Origin of the sequence: uncultured Fibrella sp. (assembly GCF_964250085.1) — a bacterium.
GTDB lineage: Bacteria > Bacteroidota > Bacteroidia > Cytophagales > Spirosomataceae > Fibrella.
The window spans coordinates 721725-747977 of sequence record NZ_CAXUEC010000002.1; the positions used below are offsets into that span (position 1 = coordinate 721725).

Genomic DNA, 26253 nt, shown 5'->3' on the forward strand with positions numbered 1-26253 from the left:
GAAAGTAAATAGACGTACCTGACATAAACGCCAAAAACGGTATGAGTCCTTAAAACACGATAGCAGAATTCTGATTCAGTAGTATATAGTTTGTTTTGCGCTATTTCAGTCTAGTTCGCAACCAGGCTCTTACGGGTTCATCATACAACGTTAGGCTTGCATAAGCCAACATGATAGCTCCTGAAAAGGTCAGCAGCGCATATGGCAAAGCCTGCCATATTGTAACGCCCTTGTGATTACTCACCCATGCCACGTAAAAATAGACGAGCACATAATGGGTCATGTATAAGGGATAAGAAAGGCGGCCCAGGAACTGGCAGATTTTAGCTTCCCGTTGCGTATGCATAACTCCACTGGCACCGATATAGACAAGGAGTGGAAAGACAAGGATGATGCAAAAAGCTTCGTACAATCCATTCATCCAAAGATGAGCTGCACCGCCTATTCTTGGCATAAGCAAAACAACCGTAACCAGCAGGCTACACCATAAAAAAGCATGTTTGATATAGGCAGGCCGCGATACCCGCACCAAGAGCAACCCCGCAAAAAATGGAAATAAGGTGCGCGTTATGCCAATGCGCATATGGTCAGCATTTAGTGTCCAGCCACCAGTAACGTCTCCGTTTGGGTTAGTGACACTAAAATGCAACAGCACTGCCCCTGCCAGTACGACGAAACAAGCCAAGGCTTTATTCGGCAATTTCCTCAACCCCAGTGCGTAAAGAATATTGGCTACATACTCGAAAAATAAAGACCAGCCAACGCTATTGAGCGGATGCATTTCCTGCCAGCCTCGGATATCCATAGAAAGTGGTATGGGTATAAGCGTGTAGCCGATCAGCATCACAACAATCAGTTTCCATAGAGGAACGGTATGAATAAGCGGCCATATAGCTGAGTCGGTAAAGTAAAAGCCTATGGCGCCGAGGGTCATGCCCAACACAACGAGCGGTTGCAACCGCTCAAACCGGCGCCGAAGAAAGCCACCAATGGTTAATTTGTCCCATCGGTCGTCGTACGCATAACCAATGACGAAGCCGGATAGGAGATAGAAAAAATCGACTGCCAGGTAGCCGTGGTTTATAATATTGTCAAGGTGGCTGCTGGCAAGAGGCTCGGTCAGGTGAAAGAGCACTACAATAATCGCTGCTACCCCCCGCAGTCCATCTAGTAGTTGATAATGCGGCTTTGTGCTCAATTCGTTATTGTTCATCAACAGCGGAAAATTTAGTACTCCACGGTGGCTTAGCCAGGGAATCCATTTACTACGATTTTTAGTTCTTCTGCCCACTGTCGGGTCTGTAAAACTCAGAGTGAGTAAAACGGCTGATACAGAAAAAAATGTTCAGAGAAAGGGCTAACACACAAAGGCCCGCAAATCAGGTTGATTTGCGGGCCTTTGTGTAATCGAGTAGGACGTAGCGGGCTCGAACCGCTGACCTCCGCCCTGTCAAGGCGGCGCTCTGAACCAACTGAGCTAACATCCTGTGTCCGTCTGATAGGTCTATTTACCTGAAATACGGGCTGCAAACTTACACAACTTCAGGTTTTTCCAAACGTGCTCCGTATACTTTTTGCGACGGAATTCGGGCCAGCAGCGCTAACCCAATGATAAACAGCACCAACAAGGCAAGAATACTATTGCGCATGCTGCCCGTCACCTGCTCGACGTATCCGTAAATGAACGTACCCAGCACAATAGACAACTTTTCGCAGACATCATAGAAACTAAAATAAGAGGCCGTGTCGGTGGTGGGTGGCAGGAGTTTCGAATAGGTTGAGCGGGACAGCGACTGAATGCCCCCCATGACGAGGCCAACCACCGCCGCAACAATGAAAAACTGCGTTTGCGTGGTGACAAAATAAGCCGCTACACAGATGCCGATCCAGACAACTACAGCCACCATGATAGCATACGTATTGCCAATTACAGCCGACAGGCGGGCAAATCCGTATGCGCCGGGAATAGCAACCAGTTGAATCAACAAAATGGTGATGATCAGGGCACTACCTTCCATTTTCAGTTCATTGGACCCAAACAACGTTGCCACATACATCACGGTTTGAACCGCCATATTGTAGACAAAAAACGCGACGAGAAACCGCTGTGTCAGCGTTTGCTCCTTCAGCTCGTTGAACACCTTCTTCAGTTCATGAAAGCCGTTGAACAGCCAGTTGCCATCGTTCCCGGTTCGCTCTTTACGCACGCCATCGGGTAAAACACGGAACGGTATCTGCGCAAAACCGAACCACCACAGGCCAACGGTCAGAAACGAAATGCGCGAGGCCAGCGCACCGGAGATTCCTCCAAACCAGTCTGGCTTCAGGATCATCATCAAGTTGAAAATCATCAGCGCCACGCTGCCGATGTACCCCATCGAAAACCCGCGCGCACTCACCCGGTCAAACTGATCTTCAGTAGCAATATCGGGCAGGTAGGAATTATAAAAAACGATACTCCCCGCCCAGCCAACCAGGCTCCAGGCAAAACAGAAAATGGCGAACGTGGTGGTCTCTTTCGTAAAAAAATACAGCAACGCGCAGGCAATCGACCCTGTGTAACAGAAGAACTTCATAAACGCCTTTTTCCGGCCGCTATAATCGGCCAGGGCGGTGGTGAACGGACTGGCGATGGCTACCAGCAACATGGCCGCCGACACGGTGTACGAAAACAGGACCGAATTTTTAATGTTCAGGCCCAGGAAATTAATGACTGGGCCACCCGCATCATTCAGTGCTGTAGCGGAAAAGTAAACAGGAAAAATACTGGATACAATGACTAATGAATGAACCGAGTTGGCCCAGTCGTAGAGGGTCCAGGCGCGGATGACGCGGGGATTATTCTTCATATATACTGAAGTCAGATGATCCAGAGAGTGTCTTTACGAACGTAATAAAGCTTATTATTCCAGAATACGCGCCACCAGATATCGGTGCTACCCAGAATATTCACCTTGTTGCCCCGACCAAGCGTTACCACAACGGGCGCCGCCGCCGACGGTTCGGAGCGTAAAAAAACCTGGTTCGTGTTGGTAATACCGGCGTCGTAGCCTTCGGGTAGATTAATGAAGATCAGTAACGCAACGAAGTAGACCAGAATAAGCGTCTTCAGTTGAGTTGATGTTGGTTCGCGCCGCATAGACTTGATCAACAGCACGCTAAAGACATAGACGCCCAACAGCAACATGACCAGCAGTAAGTAGACGCCGTATTGTCGATAAAACAGATAGAAATAGTTGAGGTCGCTCGTCTCGTATCCAGTCAGGTTATTAGCGCGGGCAAAATCGTTCATCTTCCGCAGTACAGCCTCATCAGGGTGGCGTTTGAAGTAGACCTGTAGAAAATAAAGCACCTTGGCTACATCGCCCTGTTGCTCATAGGCGTTGGCTAGTTTTAGCAACATAGGGTCTGTAGCGGGCTGCCCGGCAACCATCGCCGACTCGTAGTACCGGGAGGCATCTACCCAGTTTCCTGCCCGGTATAGCGAATCGGCCAGACCCACAGGATTCTCTTTTGGCACAGATTGGGCGAATCCTGCTGAGGGCCAGAACACTATCCGCAAAACCCCCAGAAATAGGAATATTTTTACGACGAAGGCTTGCATAGGGCCAAATTACGCAATAATTTTGCATCGCGATTCAGGAAACGGTCATTTAATCTGCTGCTGAAGTAGCCCGATCTGGTAGCTCAGCTGGTAGAGCAATACACTTTTAATGTATGGGTCCTGGGTTCGAATCCCAGCCGGATCACAACAAAAAAAGGGTTGGTAGCGACATGCTACCAACCCTTTTTTTGTTGTGGCTTTCTGTTTTCAGAATGGCAAATCGCCGCTGTTGTCATCGTCAAATGACGAGTTGAAGGGCACAGCGGTAGGTTGAGCCGCACGGGGTTTGCTGGCAACTGGAGCCGATTGGCCCTGACCCGCTGAACTTCCCTCCGATCCATCAGCCGCTTCGATGCGCCATACACGTGCTTCTGTGTACCAGCGCTCGTTGTATTCGCGTGATTCAAGATTCAGGCTCAGTTTCAGCATATCGCCGGGTGCGTATTGCTTCAGGTCATTGACCTTATCACCCCAGAGCGACACACATACTTTTTTGGGAAACTGATCTGTAGTCTCAACCACAAACTCCTGCTTCTGCCAGGTGCCATTTTTGCCCTGACCCGTCACTTCCGGCAGCGTTTTTACCAGCTTGCCCACTAATTCAAGTGCCATATACTTAGTTGATTCGGTTTGAAATGCCCATCAGGTACGTTGACGTCCCGGCTGGTTCATACCTCTAAATTACGAAAATTTGGCCGATTTTCAGCGACTGCATTGACATTATCGGCTTGTTGGCCTACTTTTGCATCCACAATAAAACACGGCCACGTGGTGAAATTGGTAGACACGCCACTTTGAGGGGGTGGTTTCGCAAGATGTGGGAGTTCGAGTCTCCCCGTGGTCACTTAATTACCTCTCTAACAGCCACTTACATTCCTTGTAGGTGGCTGTTTTTGTTAGAAAATAATACGTTGATTGAAACAACTTCCCCCTGTAAGTTCCTGCCACAAAGAAGCCTGAACCAGGCATGGCTCAGGCTTCTTTAGGTCAAGGCCAGGCAGTTTATAATCTGATCGTTAGGTGGTAACGACCATCTTCAGAATCCCCTTTACTTATTGCACCTCGTAAGCACCGCAGTCGATAGCGCCGCCTTTGGGACGGGCAACACCCGTTATATCTTTAGGCGCAAATAAACTTTGTGTACCCGAATTTATCGCGGGGCTCCCACCAGCCGGCGAGAAGTTAGCTACTGCCGGATTTGTTGACAAGTTTATAAACTGAGGGTCCATCACTTTGTCATTAGCCCCTTTCACAGCCGTAGCACCACCAAAATAGATGTTGTAATCGTAGGTAACGTTCGTATTCCTGGTGTTCGAATTACATTTCCCACCGGGTTTAGAATAGACGATATTGTTCATGATTTTCACATCATCACACGTATTGGCATACATATCTGCATAGTCGACCATAATCTGGGCATTGTTATACGTTGTGTTATTAATCATGTCTACATGCGCCGCCTCAAACGCGTGGATGCCCGATCCACCATTATTGAAACTGATGTTATTCTCAACCAACGTTCGGCCTTTATAAGGTTTGTCCGTAGCGCTTGACCCGTATGGTCGCTTGTTCACGTCGATGATGATGCCATTGCCATCTGAAAGCCGTGCCGGCGTGATGCCAATCCAGGGAATGGTCGTTTTGTTTGAATAGCAGATGTTGCTTCTGACGATGTTTTTGTAGCCTGTATTCGCGTCGCTGTCAAAGGGAGTGAGAATGCTGATACCGCTGCCTCCATACATCATGTACCAGGCATTATTGTAGATGGTGTTTCCTTCAAACGTGATGTAATCTGTCTGAATGGCACCAAGTCCTCCTCCCGGAAAGTCATGAATTTTGCAATTACGAATAACGATATGATGCGGAAATTTCGATTCCGTGTTAGGGCCGCCAATCGAAACGCCGTTCATGTTGTAGGTGGCATACAGGTTATTGTTTGTTCCCCCACCTAGCTTGTCATTGAACGACGCCAGCGCATCGGCGTAGGTAAGGTTTTGGTTATTACCCTGGAATTCGATGCCTTCCACTACAACATAAGAACCGTTGATACTTACCGCATTCCATATGCTTCCCGAGAAGATAAACTTTGGTGTGTGGCCAGGGTACGCTTTGTAGGTGATATACTTATCAGCCGTACCTGATTTCAATAGTTGAACCGTGGAGGCTGGCATGTACGAACCGTTCATAATGAAAACGGTGTCACCAGGGACAGCCAGTACCTGTCCGGCATTTATCGTTTTTAGCGGCGTCGAGGTAGAGGTGCCATTGTTGACATCAGACCCTGTTGCATCCGACACGTAGTACCGCTTTGCTCCGGCTGTTGGCGGCGGCTTTGGCGGAGCCACGATGTTATCAACCTCCTTCTGGTCGCAGCCCATAAGCGTCGTGCTCAAAAAGAGCATACCTGACAATACAAATCCATATCCGTTTTTCATACCCCTTTTAAGCCATTCGTTTAACGTTCATGTATCAATACAACTCGCACACTTTATATGACTTGCCAACTTGTCCACGCAACGTTTTCAAGGCAATATTGACGGTGTTATAAACGCTTTTTATGGTCAGGTTCATTGCCTCGGCAGTCTGGTTGTAGGTCAGCCCTTTCATATATACCAGATACAGAATTTCCTTCTGCCGTCTGGGCAATCGATTGAGTTCCGTTTCCAGTACCCGCCGCTGGTGCTCTACCAACTGCTCGTTGATCAGCAGACTTTCATAGGGATGACTTAGCCAGGCGGCTTTGTCTAGCAAGAAGGCGTCAGACTCCAATTTATTGAGTTGGCCAACCGTCTCGATCAGGCGCCGCCGCAGGGCGCGGTACAAGTAGTACCGAATGTTGTTCGTAGCGCCCAGCCTTGCCCGGTTTTCGTGAATGTACAGGAACAGTTCGTGCAGGCAGTCTTCTACCAATTGCCGGTTACGAACCAGGTTGTAGCCATAACTGTAGAGATCGGAAGCAAACGACGTATAGAGTTGCGAAAAGGCGTCCCGGTTTCCGGTGCGGAACCTGTCCCATAAGCACGTGTGCTCCGTGGGGGTGAATTTATCAGGCATACGTGAGTGTTGAACTAACTATTCCGTCGGCGATAAGGCATAATTACCCCTACCGTTGACATGTGTTTCAATGGTCTCTTTAGCTACTAGATGACTGGCGTGGACGTACCTGGCTCTGTGGTGTGTCAGGAATTGGATCAGTGCTTCGCCAGGTAAGCACTGATCCGGGCACTAGCGATTTGGAAGTACCTCTTCTTAAGCGTGCTCAACACGCCGCTGGTAACTTACCAGAGTGGATTCTGAATCATTCCGGTCACAATATTTAGCTCGCTCTGCGGAATGGGATACAAGTACATCTTGGGTGAAAAAGCCCGGTCCTCAACCTTTACAGGCGTGTAGGTGAATGTATTATCAGCATTTCGAGTGATACTCACCCCATTGAGTGGCTTGCCAAAATACGTGGGGCCCTGCATCCAGCGGCGAACATCCCAGAACCGGTGATCTTCAAAGGCAAACTCCACCCGCTTTTCATTCCGAATCCGTTCGCGCATGTCGGCCTGCGACAATCCCGCCGGTAGTGGAGGCATGGCTACACCCGTGCGCGTTCTAACCAGATCAACATACTTTTTGATATCTGGATTACCGGGGCTCCACTCGTTCAACGCCTCGGCATAGTTGAGATAAATTTCAGGAAACCGGAAGATGATCCAGCTATGAACCCCTGTATTCCCGTTGATCAGGTTTAAGCTTTCAATCTGATATTTTCTCAGGTAATACCCTGTTTTCGACGCATTGATAATCGGCTTCCCATCGAGACCACCCGTCCATAACTGCACGTTCCGGCTAGGCGTACCAAATGCCGTATTATTCGTTACGATCGAAAAGCCCAGGCGCGGGTCCCGGTTTGCATAGGGGTTGGCCCGCATGGCCGGGTCGTTCCAGTCGAATTTCACCGCCGTTGTGGCATTCACTTTCACTTCGTAGGCGTCCACCAGGTCTTGCGAAGGTGTGTTACCGCTCAATCCCAGGTTAAAGCCAATCGGCGAGTTATTTTTTTCAAACTGATTACTTGCTGCGTTACTTCTGGTGAAAATTATTTCCGCGTTGTTGAACGTATTGAAGAGCGATTTATAAGCACCCAGCGAAATAGCCCCGCCGACATCGATCACCGCTTTGGCCGCATCGGAAGCCGCTTTCCAGCGGGCCATTCGATCACCAGCGGGCAACGCTATAAGCTCGGGTTTAGCGTAGCCACCGGCCCACGAAGGCGTATTGAATAAGTCACTGGCAGCATATAACAGCACCCGGCTTTTCAGCGCCATTGCCGTCAGTTTGGTTACCCGGCCCAAATCATTGGCAGCCACATATGGTAACGTTGAGGCATTGAGTGGCAATTGAACAGCCGCCGAATCACATTCTGCCGTAATAAACTGAATACAATCGGCCAGCGAATTACGGGGTATTTTCGAGAAATCATCCTCCAGCGCCAACGCATTTGTCAGTAGTGGTACACCACCATACCGCTTCACTAATTCAAAATAATAATAAGCACGCAGGAATCTGGCTTCGTAGGTCCATCGTTTAATAGACGCCAGGTTTGTGTTATAAACCTGCTGTGCTGATGGTGATGGATCGAGTTTCCAGGGATCAAGGTTTATTTTACCGGTAGACAATAAAAACTGATTGACTTTTCGGATGCTCCGATAATAAGTACCCCAAACAAAGTCGGGATTATTAATGGCATTCCAGCTACCTGTATTAAAGCTCTGAATTGCATTCGTTTCCGACGTAAATTCAGATTCATCGGTGGCAGAAGCCATCATGGCAGCTCCTCCAATATAGAGCGTACCATCCGGAATATCTGTATAAATTCCATTCAGCAAAGCCTGAACATTGCCAAAAGACTGTTCAATCTCGTTGCGACCAATCGTTGTTACAAATTCACGTTCAAGGTCCTGACAGGCACTTAAAGCTAAAGCTGCAAATACAGGTAGTGTATAAATATACTTCTTCATTATCGAGCTTAGTTTGAACTGAATTACAACTGAATTTTCACGCCTAACGTCAGCGTTCTCATTACAGGATATCCCGTCAGCGATTCAGGATCACCGTATGGCACTCGATCAAGTGAGAAAAGATTGGTTCCGTTCACAAAAAACCGGGCCGTCTGGATTCGGATTCCGTCCAGTAAACCGGCCGGGAGCGTATAGCCGATTTCGGCGCTCCGCAGCTTGATAAAACTGCCATCCCGCTGCCAGAAAGACGAGAACTGATAGTTATTCAGGTTGTCTTTTGATGACAGGCGCGGATAGTCAGCCGTTTCAGCCGTTTGGGGTGTCCAGCGGTTGAGCGCAATAGGGGCAACCTGGCCATTACTCTGGAAAGCCTGGAAGTAGTTTCCACCCAGATACACCGTACTCCCTGTAACACCCTGGAGAACAAAGTCTACATCGAACCCTCTGTACCTCAGACCTGTATGTATACCAGCAGTCAGGGTAGGCAAGCCTGTATTTCCAATTGGCATTCTATCATTACCATCAATGATGCCATCCGGTTTTCCATCTGGCCCACCAATGTCCTGATACTTGATATCACCCGCTTTGATGATTTCAGTTAACACGCCAGGTACGTTCTTCGGGTCTATTTGACGCTGCGCAATATCAGCCTCGCTATAGAAGCCAATAGCTTTCAAGCCAAGCGGTTGCCCAATTGCCTGACCAGTTCCATACAGTTGTGTATTAGCCTGCAATGCTTCGGCATTAAACACAATCTTATTCTTGAAATAAGACAGATTAGCTTCGACAAAAAACTGTACATTTTTCCTGGAACTACTGTAGCGAAGTGCGAAATCAAAACCCCGACTATTGGCTTTTCCCTGATTCATGTTAGGCGTAATTACACCTAAAATCAACGGTGTTGTGCTATTCGATGGCACCAGAATATCGTACCGGTTCCGATTGAAATAATCAACCGATATATCGATCGAATTAAACAACGTAGCATCTACGCCCACGTTTGTTGTTTCTTCTTTTTCCCAGGTAATATTCGGGTTGGCAATTGCGTTTTCAGCAAACCCACCGACAGCGGTGTTACCCGTCCCAAAAAAGTAACCCCCACCACCAAATGTGGGCGTAAACGCGTACCTGGTAGATAAACCCTGCGAGTTAATAATATCGTTGCCCACCAGGCCATATGACCCTCTGAGCTTCAGGAAATTAATGGCGCTATTACCCTTAAGAAATTTTTCATTTGACGCCACCCATCCTACAGAGCCCGCCGGAAAGAAACCGTAGCGTTTCGCGGGCGGAAAAATATCGCTACCCATATAACCCATCGAAAACTCAGCGATGTATTTATTGCTGTAGGCATACGTAAACCGGCCCGCCGCACTATTATGCCGATAAGGGTCAGTCGAGTTTGCCGTCGGGTTCGCAGGGTCAGAAGCGGGACCAAAAACGGTGATATTATCTGTGTTAAACATCAGCATGGCTGATATATCGCTCCGGCGAACGGTACGCTTGTAATTCAGAAATGCCTGAATAATTAAATTCCGATACTGATCGAGTGTTTCTTCAGTACCAGCCAGTGACGTTAACTGACCGATGGCCGGGCTATAGAGCGTATCGCCCGCTAGTCCTTTCGAAATAGAATACCGTGGATACTGCTTCGTTTTCCGCGACCCTGACTCAAAATAGTTGTTGATCGAAATCGCAGCCGATGCACTTAGCCCCTTGGCAATCATATCCAATTGCTCGGTTAATTTCAGCGATGTTAGAATGGTGCGGGAGTTATTCCGGTAAAAGCCCGTCGATAGCAGGTTGGCAACTGGGTTCGAGTAAAGCGCATTGCCACCAAACGAGCCATTCGGGTTATACACAGGAAAGGCATTGGGCGGCAACGTAGCCAGCAAACTGAAGGTTGACCCGGTTGTGTAGTTGTTTGGATTGTCGGTCTGTTCAACCGAGCCGGCTATCTTAAACTCAGCCGATAATCGTGCCGACAGTGAGATATCCAGATTCGTACGGAAGTTATACTTTGCGTATTTCGAATTAGAACTCTCTTCGTTCTGATCACCGAAATTTTTGAATAGCCCCTGACTGGTCAGCGCATTCAGCATGACAAAATACCTGACAAATTTATCGCCACCGCCAAAGGTCAGGTTATAGCTTGATACAGGTGACGTTGAGCGTAGAACCTGATCGTACCAGTTGACATCCGGGTGAAAAACCGGGTCAGTCCTGTCTCTATAGGCCTGCAAGTCGGCATCCGAGTATTTGGCAGGCAAACCGTCGTTCACCAATGCTTCGTTATAGAGTGTGCTATAGTTATAGGCATTCAGGAACTTAGGTAGGTACTGCGCCTGATTGAAGCCTTGTTTGGTCGTAAACGAGATGCGCAATGGACCTTCCTTGCTGCCCTTGGTTGTTACCAGCACTACCCCATTGGCACCACGGGCCCCGTAAATGGCCGTAGCCGAGGCATCTTTCAGCAGCGTAATCGACTCTACTTCTTCGGGCATCAATTGCATGAATGCATTGGACGTACCTGCGCCACTGGAGATGTAGCCATCAATTACATAGAGCGGCGCAGTACTGGCTCCGCCAAAAGTGTTAACACCACGAATAAAGAGGTTTGGCGTGGCCGCTCCCGGCTCTGAACCGCCCTGCGTCACGGATAAACCAGGTAGGCGACCATATAGTGTATTACCCAGATTCAGGTTGAAGTTCTTTTCCAGATCAACACCATATACCGTTGAGATCGCGCTTGTGACCTGCCCAACCGGTTGTGTGCCATAGCCGATTACTACGCTGCCAGGCTTTGTGTAGGTTAGTACTGTATCTACTGCTGGGTTTTGGGGAAGGGCTTTCTGTACCTGCTGTGCAACCAGCGATTGACCGGCGAGCACAACGCACAAAACGAGTAAAAAGCCTTTACTTGTAGATTGTCGTTTCATAATAAGTTTAAGGACGGGGTAAAGGATAACCTGAATACCTTCCGGTATTTATCCAAATCAATATGTAACAGCTACGCTGCTTACCAGCCGGGGTTCTGAATCAAATTTCCCTTGAGCACTTCAGCCTGTGGAAAAGGGTGCAGATACATATTTTTGTTGAACGTTCTCGTCTCAAACGTATACGGCTTCCACGAATATTTGAAGGCAGGCGACGTACCTGTGCGCGTAATCTGTAGCCCCTCGAAATTGCCTTTCATGACGCCTTCTTCTTCGGCAATCAGCCAGCGTTTTATGTCCCAAAAACGGTGATCGTCATTCACCAATTCGATGGCAATCTCATTTCTTACCCGCTGTCTGAACTGCTCTTTCGTAAGGCCTGTTGGCAGATTGGGCATGCCAGAACGTGTTCTTATTGCATTCACAGCATCATAAGCCTGCTGCACAGGACCCGAGAATTCATTCAGGGCTTCGGCATAATTCAGGTACAGTTCGTTGACGCGAAACAGTACATCATTCATCACAAAGTTGGCACTGGTCGCATTTCTGGGTATGTATTTGCGAAGCCACACGCCACCTTTACAATTGACATAATCTTTCCCGCCATTATAAATTTGCGAGATTGGATCTCTGGCCGTATAGTAGCCGTTTGTATACGACATGGTTTGCTTAAATCGGGGGTCCAACTCAGCATATTTAGCCATGAGATCGGTGCCACCGGCAGCGTCCCAGGTTTGTGGGGTTCCGTCAAGTTTTTCATACTTCTTTACGAAGTTTAACGGGACAGTTATTCCACTCCAGAATGAACCATAACAAGCTGCATTCCAGAAAGTCAGTGGTGCATTACCGATATTGGTAACGCCACCTGCTGTAGCTGCTCCGCCCTGATACATAAAAATTAACTCCTTGTTGTTTGTCGTTTCCCACGACACCCTATAGTTACCCAACGGCCCTACTGTACCGTTATCCAGTTCTTTCGGAATCCGGTTGGCTGGTTCGTCAATAAGTCCATACCCATTAGCCAGGGCATAATCAAGCGCGGCTTTGGCTGCATCAGCGGCAAGTTTCCACCGGTTCGGGTCAAAATTTCCGTAACAGATCAGGTTATTATCGGCAGGATTTACCATAGGCAGTATGGGTGTCGCTGTATTATATTGCGGACTTGCGGCATACAACAATACCTCCGATTTTATAGCTAGTGCAGTCAGGGCCGTCACTCTACCGGTTTGCGACGCCGAATAAGCTGCGGGCAAATTTGGAATAGCCTCATCTATATCCTTCAGTATGAATTTTACACAGTCGTCAAATGTATTTCGGGGAATCACAACTTTTTCACCAGGGCTGAACACCTTGTCAATGATCGGAACGCCACCATAACGCTTAATCATCTCTAGATAATTCATGGCTCTTAATGATTTAACTTCAGCAATCACCTGTTTTTTATATGTCTCGTCGGCATCAGGTACGTCGTTAATTCGCTTCAGTACCAGACTAATCTGACGCATCGCAATCCAGCGAATGAAGTAGCGAAAATCCTCGTTGTTAATAATATTAGCGGGCAGAACAGTTGCTTCATTCCACCGGTTCGAATGCACAAAAGAGGCTTCCGAGGCATCCCCTTCATCACTAATGCTTGAACTTGGATGAATACAATCGGTATTGTTTACCTGTGAAAACGGAATATCACCCTGATTTCTATAGCGGAAATTTGAATGGACACTGTAGCGGTAAATTGTCGATACAAAAGTTTCTAAATTGGCTTTATTTAAAAATGCGTTGTCTTCCGTTAAATCTACACCTGGTGCTTTATCCAAAAAATTTTTGTCACAGGACCAGGTAATCAAGCAGCAGAATACTACTGTCAAGATGAAATATAGTTTTTTCATGGTGTTAGTAGTTAAAAGTTTAGATTAATGCCGGCGTTAATCGTCCGTACAAGTGGGTAAGGCTCAGTATTTGTGTTCCCGGTTGACGTATTTTCAGGATCAATACCTGGGTACGTATGCTTCCACGTGATTAAATTATTCGCGTTAACATAGATCCGACACGAGCTTACTCCCACTTTTTTAAGTATGGTATCCTGAAACTTATAGCCTACCTCTGTATTTTTTAGCCGGACATAACTCGCATCAGCCAACCAGAATGTAGAACCTACCCCATTGGGATTGCTATTCACCGAAAAACGTGGATAATTGATTGGTAAACCCGCATCATACCGTTCCTGTGTCCAGCTTTCATTCATATAACTGGCAGACCCTTCGGGCGGCGCTCCACCAAAGCCGGTACCCCGCTGAAAACGGGTGTAGTAATGCGATACATTGCCTACGCCCTGAAAGAGAACAGACAGGTCGAACCCTTTATAAGTCAAGCCGATTGATGCGCCAAACGTTTGTTCTGGTAAGTTTGAAAAACCCATCGGTACGGCATCAAAATCATCGACAACACCGTCTCCATTGTAATCTTTATACTTGATATCACCTGGCTGAATCTTGTTATTAGAGTACTGATAAACGGGTCGAGTGGGATCATTTACCTCTTCCCAAGTGTTGTAAATACCTTCAGCAATAAGACCAAAATTTTGATTTAACCGTTGCCCTGTTCGGTTCTGGTAGGCATATTTATTGGGTATTTCATCTCTGAAAATAACTTTGTTACGAGCAAAACTAAAGTTAGCAGAAACCCGATAGCCTAAGCCACCAACTTTGTCGATATATGTAATTTCAGTTTCATATCCTTTATTCTCCATTTTGCCCAAATTAGTGGCAGGTTGTGAAAGGCCTACGATGGACGAAATTGTTTGTGGTGTTGCCAGAATATCGCTCCTACTCTCGCTAAAAATATCACCTGTAAACTTGATTTTATCTTTCCAGAACCAAAGTTCCAGGCCGATATTTTGCTTTATAGCGCGTTCCCATGTAACGTCTGGGTTGCCCGTTGCGCCCTCCCTGATCCCTGTGAAACCGCTGTATGTGGCTCCCACATTACCAAAATAATAGGTGTTACCAACTGACGAATAACTTGTGCTTCTGTATAGGAAACGCGTTCCCCCAATATTATCATTACCAACCTCACCATACGATCCCCTGATTTTCAAAAAAGTTACGAAGCCTGCTTTCGGGAAAAACGGTTCCTGAGACGCTACCCAACCCAATGAGTAGGCAGGGAAAAGACCAAACCGTTTCCCTGGCGCAAAATTTTCTGTACCATTATAACCGACGTTTACCTCTGCTAAATAACGGCCGTTGAAATCATAGGTAGCTCGACCAACAAAACTCTGATATCCCTTGGGCACCAGAAAAGCCAGCGATGGGTCAAAGGTTTTTTGTTGGTTATAGAGTAATAACCCCGTTACATTATGAACGCCAAAACTCTTTTTATAATCAAAGCCAAATTCTGCCGTAATTCTCCGGTTATACGTACCTACCTGCGAAAAATTGAATTGAGCTTCAGTAGTAGAGGGCACATAATTAATTGTTCCATCGGGAAGTCTGGTGGCCAGGTACGTTATAAGCGTTTTAGTATTCGTGATTTGCTGATCATTGTACGTCTGCAGGGCAACGTTACCATGAGCCGACAATCCGGCCGTTAAGAAACCGAGGTCATAATCTAACCGAACATTTCCATTCAGGTAATTTCTGTATGATCGTTTAAGTCCGCCTGCCAAACCTGGGTAGAGTAAACTTACATACGGATTATTCCTGGCACCTGTAAAAATATTAACGACCTTACCATCCACAACACCCGGCGTTTCTAATGGGCTGGCGCGAGCAATATCACCCACAACCTGTTCTGTACTTGAATTATTATTTCCGCTTCTTACCTCTGTTTGTGACGATAAATCAAGCGTAAGCTTCAACCGGTTTGTGATATCAAAATTGAAATTTGAACGTACATTATATCGACTAAAAGTGGATTGTGGCGAAAACGCGTCGACAACATCTTTTGTGTCTCTGAATAATCCCTGTTGATTGAAAAAACCGGCCGAAATAAAATACCTTACTTTATTCTGACCGCCACTGATGTTCAGGTTATGCTGAGACTGGGTCGACACCTTTTTGAACATCACGTCGAACCAGTTTACGTTTGGGTGAAAAACGGGGTCCTGGCCATTTTTATACAGTTCAATATCCTGATCGGTGTACTTAGGTACGTATACCGTACCCGTTACGTAGGCATCGGCTTTTATGGCGTCATTAAAATGGGTGGCATAATCGGCACTGTTCATCATTTGCCGTAAGTCGGTAAATGAATTAAACCCCTGATTAAACGTATAGCTGATTTTCGGCGGCCCTGGCTTACCGCGTTTTGTCGTGATAATTAATACGCCATTAGCCCCCCTAATACCGTATACGGCTGTAGAGGAAGCATCTTTTAAAATAGTTACCGACTCAATTTCATTGGGATCTATATTATTATAGTTATCAACCTGAATACCATCGACTAAGGTGAGCGGATCGGTGTTACCAGAAAAGGTGCCAACACCTCTAATCCTGATTTTCGACGCATCGTTACCCGGCTCACCGCCCGACTGCGTTGCGAACAAACCAGGCATCCGGCCTACGAGTGAATTACTGATGTTGGCTACCGGTGACTGGGTCAGCTCTTTTGTACCAATAGACGAAATAGCACCCGTTGCGTTGATCTTTTTCTGCGTACCAAAACCAACGACAACTACTTCGTTCAGTTCTTTCAGGTCATTGCGTAAGGCTACGTTGATCTGGTTGCGATTACCCACAACTACTTCTTCTTTCTCGAAACCTACGTAGCTGAAAACCAGTACCGCATTCTCGTCAGGTACGTTGATGGAATAGTTGCCGTTGACATCTGTATTCGTCCCCCTGCTTGCTCCTTTAATAATAATGCTGACACCCGGAATAGCCTCGCCCTTTTCGCCATCGGTTACTTTACCCTTAATAACAATATCAGCCGTTTTGGCAATTGCCTCGGTTGTTTTCTCCGGTGTGGTTGGGATCGGTTCGTTCAAACTGGCACTGGCAATGCGCCGAAGCATGATCATGCTTTTAGAAACCTCATACTCAATTTGTAGCGGTTTGAGTATACGATTCAGTACCGACGCCAGCGTCTCGTTTGTGGCACTGATTGTCACTTTCCGGTTTGTTTGAATCAGTTTCGAACTGAATGCAAACCGGGCATCGGTCTGTTTCTCAATGGTGCGCAGTACACGCAGAACTTCCTGGTCTTGTACCTGCAGCGTTATTTTCTGCTCCAGAATGGTCTGTGATTTGCCATCAAAGGCAAATGTCACGCCCACAAAAGCCAGTGCAAAAAAGAGTTGTGAACAAGTAATCCGCATAGCCCTTATCAGTAAACGGTTGCGTTGTAAACGAGTTGTCATACTTTTGATATGTTTTGTAGGATTGAGGAAATTGGACAAAACAATCCCCTTCACCCAATTCGGGATGTCCTAAGGTGCCAGCTTTAGTGGGGATTCAGAGTAGAGATCGGCTATGTTGACGCATAGCCGATTTTTTATGCAAGAGGAATGTAGCTGTGTTCTATCATCTATCCTAGTAAGAAGGGTTCCTATAGACTATAGACAGAAAGCCCGCACAGATACCAACAAAATTTACATTTTTTGACTATATTTTTTCATTATCACCGTATTTGCCAAATTCTCACTTTATCAGCAGCAACCGTTACGGTTTACAGCCGTGGCTATATATTACAATGCGCCCGTCCATCACTTCGTAGCGGGCTTCAATTACCCGGCAGATAATATCCAGTTTATCAAATAAAGACTGATCGGCCAGGGTGGCGGTTAGCGGGCAGTTGGCCAGTAGTTGCTCATCATAGACAATGTCAACTTCATACGCTTTCTCAAGAGCCGCGAATACATTGGTAACCGGCTCATCTTCAAATGAGAACCGCTGCTCAGCGGCTGACTCAGCAACCAGTTGAGGATCGTTGATCAGCGATTTCGCCAGGCGTACTTCGTCGCGGACGTAGACTATCTTCTGATTAGGCATCAGCACCATTCCCTCCAGTTCCCGGTTACTTGTCTTTTCTTTGGCTTTGGGGTCTGACTGGGTAAATACGGCCACCCGACCGGTCATTACCTCGACCGTAACGGCCTCATCCGTCGGGTACGCTTTAATGACAAAACTGGTACCTAACACCTTTGTAACCAACCCATTTGAATAGATTAAAAACGGTTTAGCCGGATTTTTAGCCACTTCAAAAAAGCCTTCTCCCGATAGGTATACTTCGCGTTTGCTTCCGTTGAACGACGGCGAATAACTGATGCGGCTGCCCTTCTTCAATATTATTAGCGATCCGTCGCTCAACTTCACGGGCATCGCTTTTTCTGAATTATTGATTACCTCTTTGAGCGTTTTATTGTCTATAAGCTCGTCATAGCTAACAAGCTCAGGTACGTTGCCAAACGGGTCAAACGGCCACGCCGACCAGACGCCAATGCCGATTGCCGAAAGCAAGACCAGCATTGCCGCCAGGTTGAACCAGGTACGTCGATAGAGGGGCAATACACGATTTTCGGGCTCTGCCTCATTGGATGACACGAGTTGGTTCTTTTTGAGCCGATTCATGGTTCGCTGAACCGTATACTTGATCTCTTCGTCGCTCAGTTCGAGTTCATCCACCGTAAGAGCCTGAACCATAGTCTGGGCCTGCCGAATAAGCTCCCCTTTTTCAGGATATGTTACCAGCCAGTTCCGCCAGTAGAGATCGTTTTCGCGGGTAGGCGATAAGACCCATTGGCGGAATGACTCATCCCAAGCAAAGTCCTCGGCCCGATAGTGGATATACATTTTCATGTCAGAATTTCTGCCTCTTGACTAGTAGTAGCGTAAAACCCGGCTTTAATACCAATAACTCCTGCCTTTTTTTTGGTAATGCAAGCAGTGACTAGCTGTTTGTTAAACTGGCAGCAGCGTGAAAACCCGGTTAATCATATAAACGAACCCAATAAGAACGATCAAGTCTACACTGGCGCACTGCCGTAACTGCTTAATAGCCAACTGAATCAGATTAGAGACCGTTTGTGGAACAATACCCATGATCTCGGCAATCTGGTCGCGCTCTAACTCCTGGAAAAACTTCAGGTAAATCACTTCTTTTTGGCGGGGCGGTAGCATATCCATGAATTGATTCATCTGTCTAATCCGAATTACCATCGTTTCTTCCTGAATATATTGCTCCTCAACCGAGAAGTTGGTATCGAATGGCTTGACCTTTTCGTCCATATATTCGTCCGAAAACGTGGTATCCGGCAGGTTCCGATGCATGTACCGGCGCAGCGATACCATTAGGTATGGCTTTATGGCCACCTCTGCCCGTAGCGCCGACCGGTGCTCCCAGAGGTATAGAAAAAGGTCCTGAATACAGTCTTTGACAAACTCCTTATCTCTGGAAAACCGGGTGCCATACCGAAACAAAACCCGAAAATGATCGGTCATCAAGGTCTGGAAAGCGGCTGAGTCTCCCGCCAGAAACCGTTGCCACAGTTGATAATCTGCTGAGTGGGAATCAGGTTGGCCAGGCTTACGCACAGCCGAATCTGGTAACTTCTCGTATTTCGGCTTATCCATAAGACGAAAAAGAATTTAAAGGACAAAAGGGTAGGTGTTGACAATCAGACGATTCACTAAGTTGTCATCGTAGTCTGCACTTTTGCCTGAGAAGAATGTAGCGCCGTCTTGCCATGCTTATGAAATTGGTTCTTAGCTGACTAAAGACAAAAAGCCTACGCCGATACCAATAGAAATTATATTTTTTGGTTATAATTTTTCACTATCGGCCTATATCGTGTTTACTGACTTTCAGGACTGCTATATCTACCACGCATTCATACCTGCCTATTCCAGCTTCGCCTACTCTATAATGGCTATGCGTCGCTATATAAAATTAAAAAGCGTCTGATTTCGATGATCACTCATCGAAATCAGACGCTTTTGACAAAATACGTTGACTACTTTTTACGCTACTTAATGGCAACGGGTACTTCCAGATTTTCCCATTTCAGCACAAAGCCTTTGTTGGTGACTTCGTAAACCAGTTTCTCGTTCATCGACGATTTATCAGGCTTGGCGGTCACCGTCAGCACGTCACTAGCCGGATCATGATTGGCGTCTCCTCCCCGCTTGATACCCCATTGGCCCGTCTGCGAATTGAAAATAAACTGCCACTCCTTTTCGCCGGGAACAGCAAATAAGCTGTATTTGCCGGCAGGCAGGTCTTTTCCAGCCACTTTGATCGCCTTGTCCGTTTCGAAGACGGTCGCCTCGTTAGCGCCCGCCCGCCACGCCTTGTCGTAAGGCACGAGCCCCCCCCAAATCTGCCGCCCTTTTACAGAAGGACTTCCGTAGGTGATGGTTACGTGTGCACCGCCGACGGTGCCGGAGGCAGTCATTGGTGGGCTGGGGCGGCTGGCTTTGTCGCCCTGAGCCAGGGCACTAATTGTTGTCACGGCAACGGTAAACAGAGTAAACAGGGTGCGTTTTGCGAGTTTGGCATTCATATCTTTGGGGTTTATGGGCTTAAGTAACAACCTATTTAACTCCAAAGCAAACCGATGCCCACCCTGAGACCAGGTCAACCGGCAAGGACATACTAGGCAAAGAAGCTGGGCCTGCGGAAACCATCGGCTGGGTGCCAGCTCGAATCACGACGACGCAGCGACTGGGCAATGGTGATGATGCTGTTTCCGCGACTAGCCTGTTCTTCAGTGCTTGCCTGATCGAAATGTGCCTTGTAGGACGGTGCCCAGTCGAACAGTTCCGTTTTGGCATCATAGATCCCGATAGGCACTCGTTTTGAATCAGTTAACAATTGACGTAAGAGGCCCTCTGCGTCGGTACGGTCTGTAAAGCCAATGTGTTGATATTGGTCTTTTAGCAGGTATACTAATGAATATCGTTTCATGTTGTTTGTTGTCAAGTGAAGAGACGTACCTGGTTTCAGTTACGCCATTGTCTGTTTTTTTTCCTGCAAAGCCCAGAATCGGTCAATCCCGATTTGCTTACCCGGGGCCATGGATGGCTTACGCGTTCCGTCGAGCAAGCGTTCGGGCAGAGCAGGTTGCGAGGCGTTGAGTTTGCTGGTTAACTGAGCAACCTGTTCGGTCAATTCATTCAGTTGCCGTTGCATCAGCGCCAGTTCCTGCTGAGTTGGCTGGCCGATCGTAGCGTCTGTTGCCTGCCTGGCTGGCCGGGTGCTCCCTCCAAACGGGGTGCCCGTTCGGCTAATGGCTTCAAATACGTCCGGGTTTTGATTGACAAACCGGGTAATAGACTGTTTTAGTGATGAGCGAAGGCGCGAAAAAGCAACCTGACTCGTATAGCTATGTGTTAATTCCATGTTCATGTTGTCTAGAGTGCGTGTTCATCAAATCGATCCAAAAACGGCTCTATGGGTTTCCTGCTTTGCGCTGGAACCTCAGTTGAAAAACGGCCGGGCTCTCAGATTGGTTTAAACGTTTAAACAAGAACACATCATATGGGGCATTTTTCTGTATATCACAATCCATATTCAGTAGAATAATACAATTAAAATGGCCTATTTATGAATTAATAAAGACAGTTCACTTCATTACCGTAAGCACCGAACAATATTCTTGTTTAAACGATTAACTATTTTATTGGCTTTTTCCGGTTTTTTCTAATGGTCAAAAAGACATCGATGAAGGATATTGCCCAGGATGTGGGCGTGTCGATTGCGCTGGTTTCGTACGTGCTGAACAATAAAAAAGAGAATCGAATCGGCAAAGAGATTGCCCGGAAGATACGCGAGTCGGCCCGGCGTCTGAACTACCAGACAAACCAGATCGCCAAAAGTCTGAAGACCAATAAAAGCTTCACCCTTGGCCTGATCGTAGCCGATATTTCGAACCCTTTTTCGTCTTCGCTGGCCCGTATTATCGAAGACGAAGCCGATAAACACAACTATACGGTTCTCTTTGGCAGTTCAGATGAAAACCCGCAGCGCCTTCAAAAACAGATCGATACGCTCCTGAACCGGCAAGTCGATGGACTGATCATTGCCGCACCCGAAGGATCAGAGGCCCAACTGATTACCCTTCAGCAACGCATTCCCTTTGTACTGATCGACCGCTACTTCCCGGAGCTGAAAACAAACTACGTCGCCCTCGATAACTACAAGTCGATCTATACGGGCGTGCAACATCTACTTGATTCGGGTTACCGACGAATTGGCCTGATCAGCTTCGATACCGATCTGTTTCACATAAATGAGCGCGTAAAGGGCTACCGCGCTGCGCTCACAGAAAACCAGATACCGTTCGCCAACACCTGGTTGAAAACACTTGGTCAGGTGACGTACAAAGCCGAAATGGCTCAGGCCATTCAGGAATTGCGGGCTGGTAAACAGCCCGTAGATGCCATTCTATTTGCTTCCAATGCGCTGGCCCTGCACGGGTTGAAGCAACTCAACGCCCTGTCGGTGCGGGTGCCAGATGATGTCGCCGTGCTGAGTTTCGACGAAGCAGAAGCGTATGATCTGTTTTACACGCCCATCTCATGCATCCGGCAACCCCTGCTCGACATGGGGCAGATGGCGACGAAGCTGCTGATCGAGATCATCCAGAAAAATAACCGTATCACGCAGGTAAACCTGGAAGCTGAACTCCTGATTCGGCCCTCTACGCGACCCATACCGTAACACGGATTATCTTTACACTTCTTATGCAACAACCCGACAAACAGCAAATAACAACGTACCTGCAAGGGCTTCAGGATCAAATTTGTCGTGCGCTCGAAGTGGCCGATGGGCGCGGAACGTTCCGTGAAGATCACTGGCAACGGCCCGGTGGCGGCGGCGGTCGGTCGCGCGTGATGGCCGACGGTGCCGTAATTGAAAAAGGCGGTGTGGGCTTTTCGGCGGTCGAAGGCGAAGCGTCAGCGGCCACGCTCCGGCAATTGAATCTGACCGAACCGGCTGACTTCTACGCAACGGGCGTCTCTATCGTTATCCATCCGCGCAACCCCCGGGTACCGATCATTCACATGAACGTGCGCTATTTCGAGCTAAGCACCGGCACGTATTGGTTTGGCGGTGGCATCGACCTTACGCCCCACTACGTAGTTCCCGAGGATGCCCGCTGGTTTCATCAGCAGTTGAAGAACGTTTGTGACCAGCACGACCCCGCCTACTATCCCCGCTTTAAAACCTGGGCCGACGAGTACTTCTACATTCCCCACAGGCAGGAAACGCGCGGTATTGGCGGTATTTTTTTTGATTATCTAAAAGAGAGCGGGTCAGTTAGTAAAGCTGATTTATTCGCTTTTCACCAGGCCGTGGGCGAATCATTCGCGCCAATCTACACGCACTTTATGCAGCAGAACCGTGACCTGCCCTACTCGCCCCGCGAGCAACACTGGCAGGGGCTACGGCGCGGCAGGTACGTTGAATTTAACCTTGCCTGGGACCGGGGCACCAAATTTGGCCTGGAAACCAACGGACGCACTGAGTCGATCCTGATGAGTATGCCCCCGCAAGCCAACTGGATCTACGATTACCATCCCGAACCCAACTCACCCGAAGCCGACACCCTAACCTGGTTGCAGAAAGGGATCCAGTGGGTTGATATGTAGGGGTAGCCCCTCGCCGGATCGGTCGTGGCTACCCGCTATCGCGCCCGAGAGCGACCGCTCTGGTTGGCTCTCCTGACAACGGTGCCTACAAATACGTACCTGTAGGCAGTGATGACTCTCCTGACAACGGTGCCTGCAGATACGTATTTGTAGGCACCGATGGCTCTCCTGACAACGGTGCCTGCACATACGTACCTGTAGGCGGTCGCTGTCGCGCCCGAAAGCGGGCGACCACGACGGGTCGCCCCTACATGCCTACCAGCTTGGTGAGGACGTAATAATCGGCGTCGACGGTGACTTCTTTGACGTTGGGCTGACGTAGCGATTGCCAGTTGGTCGACGGTGTGACAACCCGTCGGGGGCCAGCGTCGTTGAGGCAAATGCGTACGGGTGTAGTGAAGGCTTTCCGGCAATTGGTGAAGCGGTAGTCGACACCGTCGGCCGTGATTTTGTATTCCAGCACCGGAACGCGGGCATCGCGCAGGTATTGATCGAACAGCGGCTTGAGGGGCAGTCCGGTCTGTTTGCTCAGAAATGTCTCGATCTGCTGGGTAGTTACGGTCTGGTGGTAGAACGACTTGTTCAGGCCCCGCAGGATTTGCCGCCATTTTTCATCATCGCCTACACCTTGCCGAATCATATGAAGCATGTTGGCCCCTTTGTAATACATATCACCCGACCCTTCGCTGTTCACGTTATAGTCACCAATGATGGGCCGGTCGTTGCGAATTCCCACGCGCGTGCCGATCACGTATTGCGCTCCGGCATTTTTCCCAAAAAGTGCTTCGGTAAACAGATTCTCCGAGTAGGCCGTGAAGCTCTCGTGAATCCACATATCGGCGATGTCTTTGTAGGTGATGTTGTTGGCAAACCACTCGTGGCCCGACTCATGCACGATGATAAAATCCCAGCGAAGGCCCCAGCCGGTTCGTGACAGGTCTCGCCCCAGATAACCGTTTCGGAACCGATTGCCGTAGGTCACCGAACTCTGATGCTCCATGCCCAGGTAAGGCACCTGCACCAGCTTGTAGCCGTCTTTATAGAACGGGTACGGACCAAACCAGTTTTCGAATACGTTCAACATGGTTTTGGCCTGCTGGAACTGCTGCCGGGCTGCTGCTTCGTTCTGGGGCAGCGCATAGTAAGACAACAGCAGCGGCCCCGACTCGCCCTGGTACGTTTCATGCCAGGTAACGTACTTCGCGATGTTGACGTTGACGCCGTAATTGTTGATCGGGTTTACCACCGCCCAGTCGTAGGTAAGTGTCTGGTCGGCGTTGGTCACCACCCGCCGAAGCTGTCCGTTCGACACATCCATGTAGGGTTCGGGCACCGTCACGCTGATGAGCATGGAGTCGGGCTCATCGTACATATGGTCTTTGCAGGGCCACCATACACTGGCTCCTAACCCCTGGCAGGACGTGGCAATGAACCAGCTTTTTGTGGAATCACGCGCCCAGGACACACCACCATCCCAGGGTGCATTTCGGGCGCGGCGCGGCTTGCCGCCATACTCGATCGTAATGGTTTCGGTGCGGCCGGGGCGCTGCGGTTTTGTCAGGGTAACAAAGTGGGCGTTACCATCCGAGCGCACCGTAAGCGGCTGGCCGTCCTGCTCGGCCCGAATCAGTTTCATCGGCTGCTGCAAGTCGATCTGCATGACCTGGCTGCTCTTCAGCACCCGATACTGAATGGTATTACGGCCACTGAATGTGCTGTCATCGGGCACCACGCGTATCTGAAGGTGGTAATGGGCCAAATCCCACCAGCTACGTTCGGAGGTGATAGTACCGCGTAGTGTATCACCGTGGGTATAGGCTTGTTTATTGGCCAGGAGTTGCCCAAAAACAGGCAGACCGGTAAGGCATAGAGATATAGCCAGCAGTCCAGCTAATGAGCGAAGAAAAGCAGTCAGGGGCATAATATGAAACGAAAGTTCGTGATGACTAAACGGCTACGGACGCAGTCCGTTAAGGTGCCAGGGCGTTGCCGGATCATACAGCAACGTACCTGAGTCGATATGCAGCGGGCTACTGATGTTGTTATGATACAGTTGTCCCGTCCCCAATCCCTGCGGCATCAGGTTCTTGAACTGCGACGCGTATTGCGCAATGGCATTCAGCCCAATATTCGATTCCAGCGCCGAAGTAATCCACCAGCCGATAGACAGTCGGTTGGCCAGTTCGATCCATTCATCGCAGTGGCGCAGGCCACCCAGCAAAGTGGGTTTCAGAATGATATACTGAGGCTGAATTCGTTTGAGCAACCGGAATTTATCAACGTATTCCATATGCCCGATCAACTCCTCATCGAGCGCAATAGGCAGGGGCGTTTGCCGACACAATTCGGCCATCAGCTCATGCTGACCGGCGGCAATGGGCTGCTCGATGGAATGCAGTTGGTACTGAGCCAGTCGTTCCAGTTTCGCCAGCGCCTCTTCGGGTCGAAATGCGCCGTTGGCATCTACGCGAATGGTAATCTGCTCGGGGCTGTACCGCTCACGAATGTAGGCCAGCAGGGAACACTCCTGATCGAAGTCGATCGCACCGATTTTCAGCTTGACGGTGGTGTAGCCCGCCGCTATTTTCTGGTCGATCTGCGTGCGCATGGCTTCGTGTGCGCCCATCCAGACCAGGCCGTTGATTGGAATGGCCCGCCGACCGTGCACAAATTCAGTATCCCGGATGAGTCGATTGCCGCCCGACAGGAAATCGTGCATCGCCGTTTCGAAGCCAAACAGAATGCTGGGGTGCTGCTGGCTGATGAGCTGATTCAGCACAACGGTAACATTCCAGTCAAATAACTGAAGATCAATCTGGTTGAAGTACTGACAGTATTCGGCCAGCCGGTCTTCAAAGTCAGGAATATCGTCGAGGCTCAGGCCACGAAGGGGACCGCATTCTCCGTATCCAACTATTTCTGGTTGTTCTGTATCAACTAAGCGAAGAAAGAAGGAGTCTTTTTGGGTAAGCGTCCCCCGCGAGGTGCCAGCCTCGAAGGTGAAATCAAGTGTATATTTCAGGTAGCTGACCCGGAGACTCATGGATACGGTGGCGGAGGGGAACAAACCGCTAAAACTACTACTTTTGCCCCATCGGCAAAAACATGTTACGAAA

General features: G+C 48.5%; 19 protein-coding genes and 3 tRNA genes. 4 read left to right on the forward strand and 18 right to left on the reverse strand.

The window, feature by feature from the left end; translation table 11 throughout:
• Positions 1-100 precede the first annotated feature (100 nt).
• From ACFE8Q_RS08490 to ACFE8Q_RS08505, 4 genes are all read right to left on the reverse strand, one after another.
• Complete coding sequence (locus ACFE8Q_RS08490; RefSeq protein ID WP_375444939.1) at positions 101-1213, reverse strand: acyltransferase family protein; 1113 nt, start codon at positions 1211-1213, stop codon at positions 101-103.
• Positions 1214-1412: 199 nt separating this feature from the next.
• Positions 1413-1487, reverse strand: a tRNA-Val gene (locus tag ACFE8Q_RS08495).
• A gap of 45 nt (positions 1488-1532) precedes the next feature.
• Positions 1533-2849 (reverse strand): MFS transporter, encoded by a 1317-nt coding sequence (locus tag ACFE8Q_RS08500; protein WP_375444940.1) that lies wholly within the window; start codon positions 2847-2849, stop codon positions 1533-1535.
• Between the two features lie 11 nt (positions 2850-2860).
• Positions 2861-3520, reverse strand: a complete 660-nt coding sequence (locus tag ACFE8Q_RS08505) for an SH3 domain-containing protein (RefSeq protein WP_375444941.1) — start codon at positions 3518-3520, stop codon at positions 2861-2863.
• A gap of 156 nt (positions 3521-3676) precedes the next feature.
• Between ACFE8Q_RS08505 and ACFE8Q_RS08510 the strand changes: the two genes are divergently transcribed.
• Positions 3677-3749 (forward strand) — tRNA-Lys (locus tag ACFE8Q_RS08510).
• 62 nt (positions 3750-3811) lie between these two features.
• On the opposite strand, the gene ACFE8Q_RS08515 is transcribed toward ACFE8Q_RS08510, so the two are convergent.
• Positions 3812-4216 carry a DUF3127 domain-containing protein gene (locus ACFE8Q_RS08515; RefSeq protein ID WP_375444942.1) on the reverse strand — a complete coding sequence of 135 codons (405 nt, stop codon included), beginning with the start codon at positions 4214-4216 and terminating at the stop codon, positions 3812-3814.
• A gap of 150 nt (positions 4217-4366) precedes the next feature.
• Between ACFE8Q_RS08515 and ACFE8Q_RS08520 the strand changes: the two genes are divergently transcribed.
• Positions 4367-4448: transfer RNA gene (locus ACFE8Q_RS08520), tRNA-Leu, on the forward strand.
• Between the two features lie 208 nt (positions 4449-4656).
• Here the strand turns inward: ACFE8Q_RS08520 and ACFE8Q_RS08525 are convergent.
• The 11 genes from ACFE8Q_RS08525 to ACFE8Q_RS08575 form a co-directional block, all read right to left on the reverse strand.
• Positions 4657-6039 carry a choice-of-anchor Q domain-containing protein gene (locus ACFE8Q_RS08525; RefSeq protein ID WP_375444943.1) on the reverse strand — a complete coding sequence of 461 codons (1383 nt, stop codon included), beginning with the start codon at positions 6037-6039 and terminating at the stop codon, positions 4657-4659.
• Positions 6040-6073: 34 nt separating this feature from the next.
• Positions 6074-6658: an RNA polymerase sigma factor gene (locus tag ACFE8Q_RS08530; RefSeq protein ID WP_375444944.1), complete on the reverse strand. Its 585-nt coding sequence runs from the start codon at positions 6656-6658 to the stop codon at positions 6074-6076.
• 224 nt (positions 6659-6882) lie between these two features.
• Complete coding sequence (locus ACFE8Q_RS08535; RefSeq protein WP_375444945.1) at positions 6883-8613, reverse strand: RagB/SusD family nutrient uptake outer membrane protein; 1731 nt, start codon at positions 8611-8613, stop codon at positions 6883-6885.
• A gap of 23 nt (positions 8614-8636) precedes the next feature.
• Positions 8637-11552, reverse strand: a complete 2916-nt coding sequence (locus ACFE8Q_RS08540; RefSeq protein WP_375444946.1) for a SusC/RagA family TonB-linked outer membrane protein — start codon at positions 11550-11552, stop codon at positions 8637-8639.
• 80 nt (positions 11553-11632) lie between these two features.
• A complete protein-coding gene (locus ACFE8Q_RS08545) occupies positions 11633-13435 on the reverse strand; it encodes a RagB/SusD family nutrient uptake outer membrane protein (RefSeq protein ID WP_375444947.1) in 1803 nt (600 codons plus the stop codon).
• An 11-nt stretch (positions 13436-13446) separates the two neighbouring features.
• A complete protein-coding gene (locus tag ACFE8Q_RS08550; RefSeq protein WP_375444948.1) occupies positions 13447-16905 on the reverse strand; it encodes a TonB-dependent receptor in 3459 nt (1152 codons plus the stop codon).
• A 301-nt stretch (positions 16906-17206) separates the two neighbouring features.
• Positions 17207-18337 (reverse strand): FecR family protein, encoded by a 1131-nt coding sequence (locus tag ACFE8Q_RS08555; protein WP_375444949.1) that lies wholly within the window; start codon positions 18335-18337, stop codon positions 17207-17209.
• A gap of 108 nt (positions 18338-18445) precedes the next feature.
• Positions 18446-19117 carry an RNA polymerase sigma factor gene (locus ACFE8Q_RS08560; protein WP_375444950.1) on the reverse strand — a complete coding sequence of 224 codons (672 nt, stop codon included), beginning with the start codon at positions 19115-19117 and terminating at the stop codon, positions 18446-18448.
• Between the two features lie 392 nt (positions 19118-19509).
• Positions 19510-20046, reverse strand: coding sequence for a DUF2911 domain-containing protein (locus ACFE8Q_RS08565; protein ID WP_375444951.1), 537 nt, complete (start codon positions 20044-20046; stop codon positions 19510-19512).
• 92 nt (positions 20047-20138) lie between these two features.
• Positions 20139-20450, reverse strand: coding sequence for a hypothetical protein (locus ACFE8Q_RS08570; protein ID WP_375444952.1), 312 nt, complete (start codon positions 20448-20450; stop codon positions 20139-20141).
• Between the two features lie 39 nt (positions 20451-20489).
• Positions 20490-20885, reverse strand: a complete 396-nt coding sequence (locus ACFE8Q_RS08575) for a hypothetical protein (RefSeq protein ID WP_375444953.1) — start codon at positions 20883-20885, stop codon at positions 20490-20492.
• A 303-nt stretch (positions 20886-21188) separates the two neighbouring features.
• Between ACFE8Q_RS08575 and ACFE8Q_RS08580 the strand changes: the two genes are divergently transcribed.
• A complete protein-coding gene (locus tag ACFE8Q_RS08580; protein ID WP_375444954.1) occupies positions 21189-22205 on the forward strand; it encodes a LacI family DNA-binding transcriptional regulator in 1017 nt (338 codons plus the stop codon).
• Positions 22206-22228: 23 nt separating this feature from the next.
• Positions 22229-23137 carry an oxygen-dependent coproporphyrinogen oxidase gene (gene hemF / locus ACFE8Q_RS08585; RefSeq protein ID WP_375444955.1) on the forward strand — a complete coding sequence of 303 codons (909 nt, stop codon included), beginning with the start codon at positions 22229-22231 and terminating at the stop codon, positions 23135-23137.
• 247 nt (positions 23138-23384) lie between these two features.
• Here the strand turns inward: hemF and ACFE8Q_RS08590 are convergent, their stop codons facing one another.
• Complete coding sequence (locus ACFE8Q_RS08590) at positions 23385-25058, reverse strand: M1 family metallopeptidase (protein ID WP_375444956.1); 1674 nt, start codon at positions 25056-25058, stop codon at positions 23385-23387.
• 33 nt (positions 25059-25091) lie between these two features.
• On the reverse strand, positions 25092-26180 hold the full coding sequence (menC, locus tag ACFE8Q_RS08595; RefSeq protein ID WP_375444957.1) for an o-succinylbenzoate synthase: 1089 nt from the start codon (positions 26178-26180) through the stop codon (positions 25092-25094).
• Positions 26181-26253: the final 73 nt, after the last annotated feature.

Coding starts and splice junctions, on each gene's coding strand:
- ACFE8Q_RS08490 (WP_375444939.1), bottom strand. CDS start 1,213: ATGAACAATAACGAATTGAGCACAAAGCCGCATTATCAACTACTAGAT.
- ACFE8Q_RS08500 (WP_375444940.1), bottom strand. CDS start 2,849: ATGAAGAATAATCCCCGCGTCATCCGCGCCTGGACCCTCTACGACTGG.
- ACFE8Q_RS08515 (WP_375444942.1), bottom strand. CDS start 4,216: ATGGCACTTGAATTAGTGGGCAAGCTGGTAAAAACGCTGCCGGAAGTG.
- ACFE8Q_RS08525 (WP_375444943.1), bottom strand. CDS start 6,039: ATGAAAAACGGATATGGATTTGTATTGTCAGGTATGCTCTTTTTGAGC.
- ACFE8Q_RS08530 (WP_375444944.1), bottom strand. CDS start 6,658: ATGCCTGATAAATTCACCCCCACGGAGCACACGTGCTTATGGGACAGG.
- ACFE8Q_RS08535 (WP_375444945.1), bottom strand. CDS start 8,613: ATGAAGAAGTATATTTATACACTACCTGTATTTGCAGCTTTAGCTTTA.
- ACFE8Q_RS08540 (WP_375444946.1), bottom strand. CDS start 11,552: ATGAAACGACAATCTACAAGTAAAGGCTTTTTACTCGTTTTGTGCGTT.
- ACFE8Q_RS08545 (WP_375444947.1), bottom strand. CDS start 13,435: ATGAAAAAACTATATTTCATCTTGACAGTAGTATTCTGCTGCTTGATT.
- ACFE8Q_RS08550 (WP_375444948.1), bottom strand. CDS start 16,905: ATGACAACTCGTTTACAACGCAACCGTTTACTGATAAGGGCTATGCGG.
- ACFE8Q_RS08555 (WP_375444949.1), bottom strand. CDS start 18,337: ATGTATATCCACTATCGGGCCGAGGACTTTGCTTGGGATGAGTCATTC.
- ACFE8Q_RS08560 (WP_375444950.1), bottom strand. CDS start 19,117: ATGGATAAGCCGAAATACGAGAAGTTACCAGATTCGGCTGTGCGTAAG.
- ACFE8Q_RS08565 (WP_375444951.1), bottom strand. CDS start 20,046: ATGAATGCCAAACTCGCAAAACGCACCCTGTTTACTCTGTTTACCGTT.
- ACFE8Q_RS08570 (WP_375444952.1), bottom strand. CDS start 20,450: ATGAAACGATATTCATTAGTATACCTGCTAAAAGACCAATATCAACAC.
- ACFE8Q_RS08575 (WP_375444953.1), bottom strand. CDS start 20,885: ATGGAATTAACACATAGCTATACGAGTCAGGTTGCTTTTTCGCGCCTT.
- ACFE8Q_RS08580 (WP_375444954.1), top strand. CDS start 21,189: ATGGTCAAAAAGACATCGATGAAGGATATTGCCCAGGATGTGGGCGTG.
- hemF (WP_375444955.1), top strand. CDS start 22,229: ATGCAACAACCCGACAAACAGCAAATAACAACGTACCTGCAAGGGCTT.
- ACFE8Q_RS08590 (WP_375444956.1), bottom strand. CDS start 25,058: ATGCCCCTGACTGCTTTTCTTCGCTCATTAGCTGGACTGCTGGCTATA.
- menC (WP_375444957.1), bottom strand. CDS start 26,180: ATGAGTCTCCGGGTCAGCTACCTGAAATATACACTTGATTTCACCTTC.